The organism is Vibrio sp. 10N.247.310.24, assembly GCF_041467175.1.
In the GTDB taxonomy this organism is placed as follows: Bacteria; Pseudomonadota; Gammaproteobacteria; order Enterobacterales; family Vibrionaceae; genus Vibrio; species Vibrio tasmaniensis_A.
The window spans coordinates 22,758-35,196 of the sequence record NZ_JBFSUD010000036.1 but is presented as its reverse complement, the minus strand read 5'-3'; the positions used below and the strand labels follow the sequence as shown (position 1 = coordinate 35,196).

Here is a 12,439-nt window from a genome sequence, read left to right as displayed (position 1 = left end):
CACTAGAGAAATAAAATGACATATCATAAAGCAAACATATATCTTTTTCCCATAGCTATGTGTAGAACTATTTTTAAAACTGTCGCTAAGTTTATCGGCATTCTAACAATATTGTTTAGTTTTTTTACACACGCGGCAACGCCGGAACAAATTGACATGATCCAATCAGCGGCTGAGCAACACATCCTTGACTCGGTGGAGCAACCGCGAGGCGGTGAACTTTTTGTTAATTCCGCTAATGTAGACTCTAGAATCAAAGCTACAAATTGTCCTATCCCCCTCGAGACAAGTGCCTCGACAACAACCAACACTCGCAGCAGCATTACTGTTTTAGTTCGTTGTGTTCCTGATGAATGGCGTGTTTACGTGCCAGTGCGCCTTTCAATGTCAGTACCACTTGTCACAACGACTCGCTCACTGGCGAGAGGCGAAATTGTCGGTCAATACGACGTCACGACTGCGATGATTTCTCTCAACAAATTTCGTCGCCAAGGCTTTACCACTCCACAACAAGTCATCGGTGCTAAGGTAAAAAAGAACCTAAGACCCGGTGATGTTGTCGAAAGAGGCGATATTTGTGTCGTATGCCGAAATGAGAAGGTTATCATACAGGCAGTAAAAGGTGGCATGACCATTACCACCAGAGGTACTGCACTTACCGATGGCTCAATGGGTGATCAAGTTAGGGTGAAAAATGACAAATCACAGCGTATAATCGAAGGTATTGTTACCAGCATGTCTGAAGTCACGGTTTACTTTTAACACTTCACTTTAAAGTGTCGGTATCGTTAGCGCTTTTATTCTCAACTCTAACATCCAATTATAACGGTTGAGGTGTTTGGTTCGTTTTCGACTATTGAGCTTAAAATTGCTAAAGTATTCTCACCCATGGTCGATATTGACTGTACAGGTTCCCATTTTGAAGAAAAAGGCTTAACTATGGCAGGTATTGATAATATTCGTTCAGGGCAAACCCTAGCGAGCACTAACCGCTCAGCAGTACGCTCTGATTCTAAGTCTGAGGCATCAAGATCTGATGCATCATCTAAATCACCAGCAAGCAAAGATGCGGTTTCACTAAGCCAACAAGGCAAGGCGATTGGTCAACTCCATCAAGAGATGGCAGCACAACCAAGTTTCGATTCAGTGAAAGTCGCGGCAATAAAAGAAGCGATCGCAAATGGTTCATACACTGTTGATCCAGAAAAGTTGGCCGACAACATGATGAAATTTGAAAACGAATTAAAAGGTCTTTAAGCAAACATTAGCTTTAAAATAAAGTTATTATCTTAAAGTACACGAGGTTATTAGTAGGTTACATTATGGCGGCACTAGCAGATTTAGTTAATTTCCAACTTCAAAATGCCAAAGCCTTATCTGAATTATTGAGTTCAGAGAAAATCGCTATTACAAGCCGACAATCAAGCGATATTGAGCGAATAGCCAAAGAGAAAGTGGTTCTTGTTGAACAACTAAGATCAACCGATCAACGAATCGCTGCCCATACTAATATATCTGAACTGACCGAGAACCCTGAACTTGCTCAGTTAGTCACAACCATCAAATCCATAGTGCACGACTGCCATCAAGCGAACTTGGTAAATGGCGAAGCCTTGAATCGAGCACACCTTAGCTTCAAAAAACTCAGCAATATGATGCAGCAAAGTCACGGCAAAATTGGCATGACCTACAATGCCGGAGGCCAAACGCATACAATTTCTACGCTAGGAACCAACGTTAAAGCCTAGTTAGGTAAACCACCTCCTTCTCATATCTGTATCTGTATCTGTATCTGTATCTGTATCTGTATCTGTATCTCAGCCTACCCTTCTCGTTACACCAGTCAAATCTCCCACTAAACCTGTGAATGTACTCCCCAAGCCGATAAACAAAAAAGCGGCAAGTACTTTAATACTTACCGCTTTCTTATTCATAACCGTTACTGGTTGCCGTTACGCCATCTGGAAAGCGAATAGCAGCCAATATAAAAGGAGAAACCTATAACTAGACGATCCTTAAACTAGAACAACGTTTGTTGTCTCTTCTCAGGCACTGGCTGAACTTCGCCATAATTACGCAGTTGTTCCATTTTTTGGATATCTAACCGCAGTTCAGTCACATAGCTGTCGCCAACAGGGTAACTGCGCACCACTTCGGCACCACGGATAACACCATCAACCGCGCCTGAAGTTCTCTCAGTACCAAGACGCTGATCTTCAAGCTCAGCTCGACCACTCACGCGCATACCATACACTTGCTCGGCAAGTTCACGATACGCATCAATTTTAGAGGCTCTCATTGCTCGAATACGTTTCTCTTCGTCATTACGACCTTTCTGCTCGCTGACACTCGCGTAGCCAACCGCAACCAAAAAGTCATTAGGTCTCATGCTTTGTAATGGTTGGCAGCCGACAAGCAATAAAGCGGCAACAACAAATATTAACTTCTTCATCACGAACTCCTAAGGGCGAAGAATAACAGTATGAGGCTGACTGATCGTTGGATCAGAACGAATAATAACCCCATCTTGAGTTCGAATACTGTTCAGAGTATCTAAGTCACGACCAATACGGTCTGCAGGTAAAAAGCCTTGTGCGGAAGCAACAACGATGCGAGTTTGCATTCCGACCACACGAGCATTCACTAGAACACCGCCTTCTTGACGAAGCATAGTTCCAGTCAAAACATACTGGACGTCTTGCTCTTGGGCTAAGTCTTTCCAATCGCGGCTAATAGCAAAATCCCCCTGGTGGGTCACTTGGATAGAGCCTGTGGTTTTAAAATCAACCACTTTAAAACCTCGACGCTGAAACTGATGAATGAAACCTTCTGATACCGAGTTTCCTAACCAACTGGTTGTGTCCATGTGTTGCAGATCGACAAACGAGGTAATGGCAATGGGTGTTCTGGCTGAAATACTCGTATTCGACAAGATCAAATCTTCGGTCATGCTTTCCACGAAAAAATCCATGGTATGACGCGGGCTGTCCATCAACATAAACGGACTGCCTGAATACTCAGATTTACCGTTATAGATTGGCGAATAAGCGCATGATGTCATTAACATGACACTCATTACTACGAGCCATTTTTTCATTCTCTTATCTCCAGATATATTTAGTGCTTGCTGTTCCAATATGTTCTCGCCATGACTCTTTTCAATGGATTACAATGTTGGAACAATCTTTGCTTTTCATTAATGGTTCAGATTATGAAAAACGCACTTGAGTCAGCTTTAAGCTTATAGATATTTGTTAAGCAATATTTATACCCAACTGGTAACGAATAGATGAAAAAAATAATTTATTACTTATTTTCAATAAGTTTACTGACAACCATCAGCTTCAGTACTCATGCCTCTTGGTATGAAGTTACCGGTACTGCAACCATCGTATCGTCAGAGGATGCGGCAAGGGTTCATGCCCTAGAGGATGCCGTTTACAAAGCCATACAGTTCTCTGGCGCTGACATCGGCAGTATTGCAAACCTCACCCCCTACTTAGATGCAAAAAAGAAAGAATTTCAATTTACCAATCATGAAGTGCGCTACATCTTAGTAGAAAAAGAGAAGAAACGCGGTGGCAATATAATGGTCACTGCAAGGATAGACATCTACCCTTCGGCAAGTGCTTGCCATGAAAGCCAATATAAGAAGACGTTTTTGGTCGGTAATATTGATGTAAGCTCTCCACAACAAGCTGTGATGGGCCGAATCTATAACATTGGTGATGATTTTGGCCATGTCGTTAACCGACAACTGGCGCAAGAATCTCGCAGTTTTGTCTCTGTTGGTACAACAAATTACGACATAGACAAGCGTCGACCGGAAGTGATCAAAATGATCGCACAAGATACGGGGGCACAGTACATCATAGGTGGTGACATCACCGACTTAACCGCAACCATTGAATCGAAGCTTTTGAAAGACGACATTATCAATCGCCAATTTGCGTTAGAAATGCAGGTATTCGATGGTAAAACAGGTCATCAGGTTTACAACCGAAGCTATCGTGAAGTAGCAAAATGGCCATTTGCGAAGACCAGTGAAATCGACACACGCAGTGCTCGTTTCTGGGCATCAACCTATGGCAGCATGATGCTTCGTGTCAGTCGTAATATTATGTTGGATTTAGAATCGGAAGTATCTTGTAAAATCACGCTTCCTGAAGTTGCTGCTGTGTTTGGGAATATGGTGACCATTGATTTAGGCCGAATACACGGTGTAGAACAAGGTGACAAACTTCAGCTTTGGCACACAGGTTCATTTATCGACCAAAGAGGCTTGCCACGCAATAAGGTCTCTCAAAGCGATATCACCCTGACGGTTTCTCGCGTTTATGAAAACGAAGCTGAACTCACCATTGATCAACCAAGCCTTGCGGGAAGCATTCAAATTGGTGATGTAATGCAGAAAATCATGTAGTTAGCAGCACCATCAACTCATGTTTTCTAATAAAGCCTTAGCAAAAGTACTAAGGCTTTATTTTTTTCATGAGGATTAGTTTCGGTTTCGCGGTATTTGTCGTAACCTTATTAATAACATAATCATCATTTAGCAAACTATGAGCCAGAATAATCTAATTGGTGCTACCGGTTACCGCTTTATCTCGAAAGGTAAGACCGCTTTTAAGATCCACATTCATACACCCGACGATACGGTATTACATCGTTCAGTTGGCTTTGTTCGTATGGGGGAAGACAAAGCACTCAAGAAAACCATCAAATTAAGAGATGAGCTGGGTAGACAGCTTTGGGGCAAGTTTTGGCCAAAGGTCCTCAAAGAACCCTATCTCATGACACGTCTGCCTCATAGTTTAGAGCCTAAAATTGTATTTAAGCCTAATCCAACGCAGAGTGACCCTGAACATCGCGACGAGTGCTACATAGCGAAATGGCGTGTTTTCTCTGAGAATGGTGATTACAAATACAGAACGAAAGTATGTTCTATACGGAAACACGGTCGACTCGCAGCCTACAGCCAAACCAAACGAGCACTGCTTGAAGCTCACAAAGATGTGATTGAGCTGCTTATCTTTATGGGACGATTGAACAGCATTGATCTGAAGTAGTATCAACCTCGATAACTTCGTTAGAAACTTTGGATTCTGACGTACTGGAGTTGGTACTCGAGCTGAGAGGCTGATTATCAGATACAAAAACAGCCGCGCATTGCGGCTGTTTTGATTTATGGCTAACCATAGTGACCATTTAGCATGCTGTTATACCAATCACAGTAAGTAAGTGATCATAAATAGCGCAGGAAAAAGGCTTAAGAACAAGGCAGAAATTTTCGATAAGTAGTTATTCTACAATCAAAATTTCTAACGTAGTTATTGAGCGTTTTAACCAGCTAGGATGACCAGTTATTTACTACGATTGGTATTACATACTAAATAGACCATCTAGCTTCGGCATATCTCTGCCAGCGTCTTCAATCGACGTTTTGACTCGTTTACATAGGGGTTGCTTTGATCCCATGCGTAGCCCGCCAAAATCGAACATACCATTTGCTTTATCTTCGGGTTTGGTTCTTGATAGAAAATCACATCCTGAAGAGCCCCCGAGTACCACCCTTCAACATACGTTCTAAAAGTATTTACCCCAATCATCAATGGTTCAGCGTATTCACGATCCCAGTCGACTTTCTCGCCATTGAGTTGTTTTTCCACACACTCAACCACAAACTGAGCCGACTTCATCGCAATAGTCACTCCCGATGAAAATACAGGGTCAAGAAATTCCCCTGCATTACCCAGTAATGCATACTTATCGGTTGCAAGATGTTTAACGTTGACAGAATAGCCACCAATTTCGCCTGCGGGATTTGGATACTCCGCATTTGCCAAAATCTCGGCCAAGCCCGACTCTTCTGTTGCCAGCTGCTTAATCGCCGAAATCTTGTCTTCTGGGTATGATTCAAAGAATTTAGGTTCCCCTACCACACCGAATGAAGAGACTCCGTTACTGAAGGGAATCAACCAATACCAAACATCAGGATTGGTTGGATGTACCGAGACCAAAATTTTACTGCGATCGTATTCAAGATCAGTATCCGTTGCTGAGATATGATCATTAACATGTGTGAAGATAGCTTTGCGCGGAGGAAGTCGTGATGGCTCTTCTAAATCGAGCATCTTGGGTAACACTCGACCAAAACCACTACCATCCAGGACGTATTGAGCCTCTAACTGATAACGCTCTCCACCCTGTATTTGTCCATCTAGTATAGTATGGTCTTCAGCGAAATTAATGCCTATCAGTTCATGTTGGTAATCAATGGTAACACCCTGCGCTTCAGCACAGTCTGCCATTACCTTATCAAAAGTACCTCGTTGAACCTGAAACGTCGTTCCCGGCCCAGAAGAGAACTTATCTTCAAAATTAAACGCCGTATAAACACCATTTTTACGAAAAGCCGCGCCATCTTTAAATTGGAAGTTAGCATTAGCCACAGCTTCGCTCATGCCCGCTTGTTCGATCACTTCCATGCACGCTGGTAACAGGCTTTCACCAATAGAAAAACGGGGGAAAAGGCTTTTTTCAATCACTCGAACATCGATGCCTTTTTTATGAAGCAAAGACGCCGCAATAGACCCTGATGGGCCAGCTCCGATGATCACTACTTGAGTTGACAGTTTTTTCATTAATTTAAGCCATGTTTACCATGATTATTTCGCGCTAGCTTTCAGCTCCAGAAGCGTATGCCCAAGACCGATATCGTCGGTACGAGTCACCACATCAAAGCCAGCCTCTTCCACTATCTCTAGGAAATCTTCACTGCGGTAAAAGCGGCTGTTGCCGTTGGCCAAGCAAGTGAAGTAGAGAGACGTCGCATTTAAGCTATAAGAAGCCGCATCGTATTTCTGTGCATCCCAAAACAGTTCAAGAATATAAACAGTCGCGTCTTCTGACATATGAGAGCGAACACGCTTTAATATGCTAAGAATTTCCATTGGCGAGAAGCAATCAAGGAACTGACTCATCCACCACACATCCGTACCTGTCGGCAGCGCTTGCTGTTTATCAAGCATGTTAGCGGGGAATGGAGTCACTCGGTCTTGATGACCGTGCTGTGTTGCGTTTGCCATTGCCATTTCTAATTGCTGCGGCAAATCGACAATCGTCACCTCGACATCAGAGTCGTAGTTACAACATTGCATTGCCCACTTACCTGTATTACCGCCAATATCCACCAGCGATTTAGGCTTCTTACTGAAAACTTTCTCAAGTAACACAGGGAACGAACGATCTGAGTAGAAATGATCAAACTTAAACCAACTCTCTTTTGCTTTTTCTGGCAATTGAGACAAACCTTGGTAAATCGTTTCCCAGTCACCCAGCTCTTTCAAGCCCGCGGGTGTACCTTCTTCAATCGCTTCAGTTAAATGCATCATCGCGGCGTAACAGACATCAGCCGTGAAATCCATATTTGCGTTGGTCATGCCATCGTGCAATAGATAAAAACCTAGGTTAGCCATTTTATAATGAGGCTTATCCCAAGTAACGATGTGAGCACTCAACGCCATATCAAGCAGAACTTTGACACCGTATTCGGATACACCCGTTGCTTGAGAAATAGTTTCAGCGGGTAAACCATCATTGCCCGCGTCATCTAACGCTTTCAAAATACCTAAATCACGAAGTGTACGAGCTGTATGAAAAACAATAGGAGCAAAAGACAATTTTTGCGCTTCTGTTTTTGCTTCTAATGCGTTAAATGGATCTAATTTATATTCCGACACGAAAAACCTAACTTTAAAATAATAGAGAGCTACATAGCAGCCATTTGTGCAAGCTTGCGTTTAATATCAACGTTCAAGTTATTAACCCAACGGTTGTAATTACGGTGAATTTCACCATCGTCGTACTTCAAATTCTCTGATTCGACGTAAAGAATAGAGTAAAACTTATCATTATATGGAATATCAACCACAGCATGATGTGAACGGACATACAGTTCAGCACGGATTAGGCCTGGCTTAATTTCTGAAACCAACCAACCTCGGTTCTCAGCAGACTCATAAATCGCTGATTTCACCTGTTTACTTTGAAGATTCAAAGCAACTGGAGTATCCTCAACATTCATTACAGGTTGGACACGTCCACAGCCTGCAAGAACGAGTATAAATAACATTGAAACGGCTATTTTTAGTAATTTCATTTAAACTCCTTACCCGTGTTTATTTATAAGCATGCATAGTATTAGTTAGACCCAAAGTAAATCAATACTCTATGTCAAATCAATCCCAATTAATGTCGTTTAATATTGAAAAATGGTCAGCAAATTCGCCAGGCCTCTATTCCGTTGCCGAGTGGCAAACGTGGAGCACTCATTTAGATTGGCCACAAAATGGCTCAACTGAATTTAAAGCCATCCCTCCTATGATGCGCCGCCGAATGAGCCTGCAAAGCAAACTGGCCGTCCAAACCGCATTAACCCTATTAAAAGATACCTCGATTGATTATCTGGTTTTTGCCAGTCGACATGGTGAGCTCCACCGAACTGTTGCTTTGATTCAATCAATATTAGAAGGTGACGATGCCTCTCCAATGGCGTTTTCCCAATCAGTACACAACACCGCAGCAGGCCTAACAACGATTGCTGCAAAAGCACCGATTCCACTGACCTCTATCGCTTCTGGGCAAGATACCTTTCACAACGCCCTGATTGAAGCTTATCTTTACCTACATCAGTATCCGTCACATCGTGTACTCGTCATTGACTTCGACCAACCTCTGCCTGATGTATATCGAGAATACGAAAATCAGCACTATGCTGACTACGCTCTAGGTTTAGTAGTCACTGCAGGCAGTGACTACTCAGTTTCGAGAGCAGTAACAAGTAAACCAATCGCTAGCCCCCCCAAAGTTAGAGACAGCTCAGCAGCTGATTTACCACAAGGCCTACAAACGCTACAACATATCCTATTGGGAACACAGCATTGGACTATTGCTGGTAAGCACCAAAACTGGTCCTGGGTCAATAACGCCCAAGCAGGTGCACAGAAATGAGCAAAGTAGGCCAATGTTGGCGAGTATTCGCGACGGGGCTCTGCTTTACCATCTTTGGTTTGGGAGGCTTAGTCTTAAGCTTCTTAATCTTACCTTCGATCGCCCTAACGACTCGCAACGTCATAGAAAGAGAGCTCAAAGCACAACGATTAATCCGTTTCTCATTCAATGCATTCTGCCAAATAATGAAGTTCACAGGCGCGATTGATTACCAAATTGATGGCGCCGAACTGCTCCGCGAAGATCGCAACTGCATCATTGTCGCCAATCACCCTAGCTTGATTGACTATGTACTGATCGCCTCTCAACTTCCTCAATGTGATTGTCTTGTTAAAGCGGCAATATGGGAAAACCCGTTTATGAAGAGGATTGTCAAAGCAGCGGGATACATACCCAACCAAACCCCTGACGATCTTTTAGAACGCTGTGAAGAACGCTTTTCGCGTGGCAATGTATTGTTAGTTTTCCCTGAAGGAACTCGCACAACGCCAGGAATTGAACCATCCTTACAACGTGGTGCGGCACAAATTGCCACTCGAACACAAACCGACTTACGCGTGATTCATATTACAGTTTCTCCGACATTCTTAACAAAAGAGAAAAAATGGTATCAAGTTCCTGCCACTAAACCCTTTTTTCATATCGCAGTGAAAGGTAAAATAGACGTCGCACCCTTTATTGAGAATTCAAACAACTTAACTTCGGCAGCAAGGCGCCTCAATCAACACCTTGCACAGACTATTTTTCCTTCCGAAGAGAATATTTAGCTCATCAATAAAACAACTGGTGATATCAGCGTTTCGAAAATACATCACATAATGTAGAATCGCCCCCCTTGAAGTAGCATTTAGATAAAGTACTAAGTAGGCCTAAGTGGAAACATTACACAACGAACTAAAACAACTGATTATCGACGCACTGAATCTTGAAGATATGAGCATTGATGAAATTGAAACGGAAGCACCACTGTTTGGTGATGGACTTGGATTAGATTCTATCGATGCCCTTGAGCTCGGCCTTGCTATCAAGAAAAAGTACAACATTGTTATCGATGCCGACGATTCAAACACTCGCCAGCATTTTGCATCGGTTGAAAACCTAGCTAACTACATTTCATCTAAAACAAACAACTAGACAGATCTTTATGACACAAGCTAACCAACAAGAAGTATTCAACCAGGTTAAAGATGCGCTTATCGAGCTGTTTGAGCTTGATGCTGAAGATATCACTCCAGAAGCACACCTTTATCTCGACCTCGATCTCGACAGCATTGATGCCGTTGATTTGGTCGTTCACTTACAGAACGTTACAGGTAAGAAGATCAAGCCTGAAGAGTTCAAAGCAGTACGCACCGTTAATGACGTTGTCGAGTCTGTGGTTGAACTATTGAAGGACGCATAATGCGTCCTCTGCTGACTTTACTGTCGGCAATCATACTTTTCACTTATCCAATAGCGGTTTACTTTGGACTCAACAAGTTTGGCCTACAAACCGTTGGTATCGTCTTAGCCGCTATTTTTGCTGTCCGCATTTTCACCGGTGGTCAGGCTAAAATCAAAGAGCTAAAACACCTAGCTTGGATCAGCGGAAGTGCCGGAATTGTTCTGCTGGCATTAGGGTTAACCTTCAAACAGCACGGCTGGCTAACTTATTACCCCGTCATCGTTAATGTTTGTATGCTGGTTGTGTTCGCCTCGAGCCTATGGCAACCGCAAACGATTATCGAGCGGCTTGCTCGCCTCCAAGAGCCAGAGCTTCCACAAAGTGGCGTTGATTACACACGAACAGTCACCAAAGTTTGGTGTCTGTTCTTTGTTATCAATGGCTCTATTGCCCTTTACACCTGCTTCCAACCTCTTGAAATATGGACCCTATACAATGGCTTACTCAGCTATCTGTTTGCAGGGTTGCTCTTTGCAGGAGAGTGGGTAGTAAGACAGCGCATTCGTCAGAGTTAAATTGTTATGACCCAAACCGTCTCTTACACTTCCTTGTCTGAACTTCTCAGTCAGAACAGATCGCCTGATTCTATTGTCTGCTTTGACGACAATAGCGAGATTTCGTGGCAAACATTTAACGACGACTTATCTCAACTCGTACAGCTTTTATCTTCATCCCCTTTTCAACGAGTTGCGATTTGCACCCAAGACAGCTACCTATTTTCAGTGGCCTTTTTAGCGTGCGCAGCCAGCAACAAACACATCATTTTACCGGGCAATTATCAACCGTGTGCGCTTTCTGAGCTGAGTGAGCATTTTGACTATCTGTTGGTCGATGATGCGATTGGTGCAGTGGAAATAAATGAAGTTCGCAATATCCAAACCTTATTAGACACCGAAATACGAGAACCTCTAACCGATAATCTTCCCGCCATTGAGTTAGCAGCAATCCAATTGACCTTGTTTACTTCAGGCTCAAGCGGTACACCAAAAGCAATCCATAAGACCTTAGAACACCTAGATATTGAAATCGCTCAGCTAGATAAAAACTGGGGCGCCTTGCTTAAAGACAACCAAGTCCACAGCACCGTCTCACACCAACATATCTATGGTCTGTTGTTTCGAATCTTATGGCCGCTTTGTTCTGGAGTTCCATTTTCTCGAAACAATCTTGAGTACCCGGAACAGATCCTGTCTCACGCTAACAAGCAGAGCGTGCTGATCAGCAGCCCTGCGCTACTCAAACGATTAAAACACGAGACAAAGTCTACGCATCTAGCGGGGGTGTTCTCTTCTGGTGGCCCTTTACCTACCGAGTCGGCTCATCAATCACGAGATCTGCTTGGGCATTTACCTATCGAGGTGTTTGGCAGCACAGAAACCGGCGGCATCGCGTTTCGTCAGCAACAGAGCGTTCAAACACCTTGGCAGCTTTTTGACTGTATTAAGGCCAGTCTCAATAGTGAGAATTGCATTAAGTTATTGTCGCCGTACATCGACAAAAACAACTGGTATCAAACCGCAGACGAGTGCGAAATGGTCTCAGAGAATCAATTTATATTGAAAGGCCGAACCGACCGAGTGATCAAGATAGAAGAAAAACGAGTATCACTGGTTGAAGTTGAAAAGCGACTGGAGCAACTACCTTGGATAAGCGAGTGTGTGGTCATTCCCTTTGAAGAGCCTGAACGCTTAATTTTAGCATCGGTTTTGGTATTATCAGAGGAAGGCCAAGCGACTCTCGCAACCATGAGTAAAGGTAAATTCTGGTTAATGTTACGTTCAGAACTCAGAAAATGGTTAGAGCCAATCGCTATTCCAAGAAAGTATCGTGTTGTTGATGAGATCCCCCTCAACAGCCAAGGCAAGCGACTAACCTCTCACATAGAGCAGCTCGTAAAATCATAAAAATCACTGGTCGAATTTTATACTGAGATTATCTTTTATATTTTTGTCACAACACCCATTTTAGCCCAAGGATTCTAAG

16 protein-coding genes are annotated in these 12,439 nt (G+C 43.2%); 11 read left to right on the top strand and 5 right to left on the bottom strand.

Annotated features, from left to right (window positions below; genetic code table 11):
* Positions 1–15: 15 nt before the first annotated feature.
* From flgA to AB6E08_RS12930, 3 genes are all read left to right on the top strand, one after another.
* Complete coding sequence (gene flgA / locus AB6E08_RS12940) at positions 16–762, top strand: flagellar basal body P-ring formation chaperone FlgA (RefSeq protein WP_371707868.1); 747 nt, start codon at positions 16–18, stop codon at positions 760–762.
* Positions 763–939: 177 nt separating this feature from the next.
* Entirely contained in the window at positions 940–1,257 is a 318-nt protein-coding gene (gene flgM / locus AB6E08_RS12935) for a flagellar biosynthesis anti-sigma factor FlgM (protein WP_029223115.1), read from the top strand.
* Positions 1,258–1,322: 65 nt separating this feature from the next.
* Positions 1,323–1,748, top strand: a complete 426-nt coding sequence (locus AB6E08_RS12930; protein ID WP_086048932.1) for a flagella synthesis protein FlgN — start codon at positions 1,323–1,325, stop codon at positions 1,746–1,748.
* 272 nt (positions 1,749–2,020) lie between these two features.
* Here the strand turns inward: AB6E08_RS12930 and flgP are convergent, their stop codons facing one another.
* Both flgP and AB6E08_RS12920 read right to left on the bottom strand, forming a co-directional pair.
* A complete protein-coding gene (flgP, locus tag AB6E08_RS12925) occupies positions 2,021–2,452 on the bottom strand; it encodes a flagellar assembly lipoprotein FlgP (protein WP_012603423.1) in 432 nt (143 codons plus the stop codon).
* Positions 2,453–2,461: 9 nt separating this feature from the next.
* Positions 2,462–3,097 (bottom strand): FlgO family outer membrane protein, encoded by a 636-nt coding sequence (locus AB6E08_RS12920; protein ID WP_012603422.1) that lies wholly within the window; start codon positions 3,095–3,097, stop codon positions 2,462–2,464.
* Between the two features lie 192 nt (positions 3,098–3,289).
* Here AB6E08_RS12920 and AB6E08_RS12915 point away from each other — a divergent pair, with 192 nt between their 5' ends.
* Together AB6E08_RS12915 and AB6E08_RS12910 are read left to right on the top strand one after the other, a co-directional pair.
* The gene (locus AB6E08_RS12915) at positions 3,290–4,423 is read left to right on the top strand and encodes a flagellar assembly protein FlgT (RefSeq protein WP_017099160.1); all 1,134 of its coding nucleotides are present in this window, start codon (positions 3,290–3,292) and stop codon (positions 4,421–4,423) included.
* 139 nt (positions 4,424–4,562) lie between these two features.
* Entirely contained in the window at positions 4,563–5,069 is a 507-nt protein-coding gene (locus AB6E08_RS12910; RefSeq protein WP_009848584.1) for a hypothetical protein, read from the top strand.
* Positions 5,070–5,402: 333 nt separating this feature from the next.
* On the opposite strand, the gene AB6E08_RS12905 is transcribed toward AB6E08_RS12910, so the two are convergent.
* The 3 genes from AB6E08_RS12905 to AB6E08_RS12895 are packed head-to-tail and all read right to left on the bottom strand — an operon-like array spanning position 5,403 to position 8,161.
* Entirely contained in the window at positions 5,403–6,644 is a 1,242-nt protein-coding gene (locus tag AB6E08_RS12905) for an NAD(P)/FAD-dependent oxidoreductase (protein WP_371707867.1), read from the bottom strand.
* Between the two features lie 24 nt (positions 6,645–6,668).
* Positions 6,669–7,742, bottom strand: coding sequence for a methyltransferase (locus AB6E08_RS12900; RefSeq protein ID WP_009848586.1), 1,074 nt, complete (start codon positions 7,740–7,742; stop codon positions 6,669–6,671).
* A 29-nt stretch (positions 7,743–7,771) separates the two neighbouring features.
* Positions 7,772–8,161, bottom strand: a complete 390-nt coding sequence (locus AB6E08_RS12895) for a hypothetical protein (RefSeq protein ID WP_017103990.1) — start codon at positions 8,159–8,161, stop codon at positions 7,772–7,774.
* Positions 8,162–8,232: 71 nt separating this feature from the next.
* Between AB6E08_RS12895 and AB6E08_RS12890 the strand changes: the two genes are divergently transcribed.
* From AB6E08_RS12890 to AB6E08_RS12865, 6 genes are all read left to right on the top strand, one after another.
* Complete coding sequence (locus AB6E08_RS12890) at positions 8,233–9,012, top strand: beta-ketoacyl synthase chain length factor (protein WP_371707866.1); 780 nt, start codon at positions 8,233–8,235, stop codon at positions 9,010–9,012.
* Positions 9,009–9,779 carry a 1-acyl-sn-glycerol-3-phosphate acyltransferase gene (locus AB6E08_RS12885; protein WP_012603417.1) on the top strand — a complete coding sequence of 257 codons (771 nt, stop codon included), beginning with the start codon at positions 9,009–9,011 and terminating at the stop codon, positions 9,777–9,779. The genes AB6E08_RS12890 and AB6E08_RS12885 overlap by 4 nt, the downstream gene beginning before the upstream one ends.
* A gap of 106 nt (positions 9,780–9,885) precedes the next feature.
* The gene (locus tag AB6E08_RS12880) at positions 9,886–10,146 is read left to right on the top strand and encodes a phosphopantetheine-binding protein (protein ID WP_009848590.1); all 261 of its coding nucleotides are present in this window, start codon (positions 9,886–9,888) and stop codon (positions 10,144–10,146) included.
* A 10-nt stretch (positions 10,147–10,156) separates the two neighbouring features.
* Entirely contained in the window at positions 10,157–10,414 is a 258-nt protein-coding gene (locus AB6E08_RS12875; protein WP_009848591.1) for an acyl carrier protein, read from the top strand.
* Positions 10,414–10,971: a septation protein IspZ gene (locus AB6E08_RS12870; protein WP_017103988.1), complete on the top strand. Its 558-nt coding sequence runs from the start codon at positions 10,414–10,416 to the stop codon at positions 10,969–10,971. Before AB6E08_RS12875 ends, AB6E08_RS12870 begins: the two co-directional genes overlap by 1 nt.
* 6 nt (positions 10,972–10,977) lie before the next feature.
* Positions 10,978–12,360: an AMP-binding protein gene (locus AB6E08_RS12865; protein WP_371996748.1), complete on the top strand. Its 1,383-nt coding sequence runs from the start codon at positions 10,978–10,980 to the stop codon at positions 12,358–12,360.
* The last annotated feature ends 79 nt before the right edge of the window (positions 12,361–12,439 follow it).

Bases quoted from the DNA above. Each gene is read 5' to 3' on its own strand.
- AB6E08_RS12870 (WP_017103988.1), top strand. From the start codon at position 10,414: ATGCGTCCTCTGCTGACTTTACTGTCGGCAATCATACTTTTCACTTAT.
- AB6E08_RS12930 (WP_086048932.1), top strand. From the start codon at position 1,323: ATGGCGGCACTAGCAGATTTAGTTAATTTCCAACTTCAAAATGCCAAA.
- flgM (WP_029223115.1), top strand. From the start codon at position 940: ATGGCAGGTATTGATAATATTCGTTCAGGGCAAACCCTAGCGAGCACT.
- AB6E08_RS12895 (WP_017103990.1), bottom strand. From the start codon at position 8,161: ATGAAATTACTAAAAATAGCCGTTTCAATGTTATTTATACTCGTTCTT.
- AB6E08_RS12905 (WP_371707867.1), bottom strand. From the start codon at position 6,644: ATGAAAAAACTGTCAACTCAAGTAGTGATCATCGGAGCTGGCCCATCA.
- AB6E08_RS12885 (WP_012603417.1), top strand. From the start codon at position 9,009: ATGAGCAAAGTAGGCCAATGTTGGCGAGTATTCGCGACGGGGCTCTGC.
- AB6E08_RS12910 (WP_009848584.1), top strand. From the start codon at position 4,563: ATGAGCCAGAATAATCTAATTGGTGCTACCGGTTACCGCTTTATCTCG.
- AB6E08_RS12890 (WP_371707866.1), top strand. From the start codon at position 8,233: ATGTCAAATCAATCCCAATTAATGTCGTTTAATATTGAAAAATGGTCA.
- flgP (WP_012603423.1), bottom strand. From the start codon at position 2,452: ATGAAGAAGTTAATATTTGTTGTTGCCGCTTTATTGCTTGTCGGCTGC.
- flgA (WP_371707868.1), top strand. From the start codon at position 16: ATGACATATCATAAAGCAAACATATATCTTTTTCCCATAGCTATGTGT.
- AB6E08_RS12875 (WP_009848591.1), top strand. From the start codon at position 10,157: ATGACACAAGCTAACCAACAAGAAGTATTCAACCAGGTTAAAGATGCG.
- AB6E08_RS12915 (WP_017099160.1), top strand. From the start codon at position 3,290: ATGAAAAAAATAATTTATTACTTATTTTCAATAAGTTTACTGACAACC.
- AB6E08_RS12865 (WP_371996748.1), top strand. From the start codon at position 10,978: ATGACCCAAACCGTCTCTTACACTTCCTTGTCTGAACTTCTCAGTCAG.
- AB6E08_RS12920 (WP_012603422.1), bottom strand. From the start codon at position 3,097: ATGAAAAAATGGCTCGTAGTAATGAGTGTCATGTTAATGACATCATGC.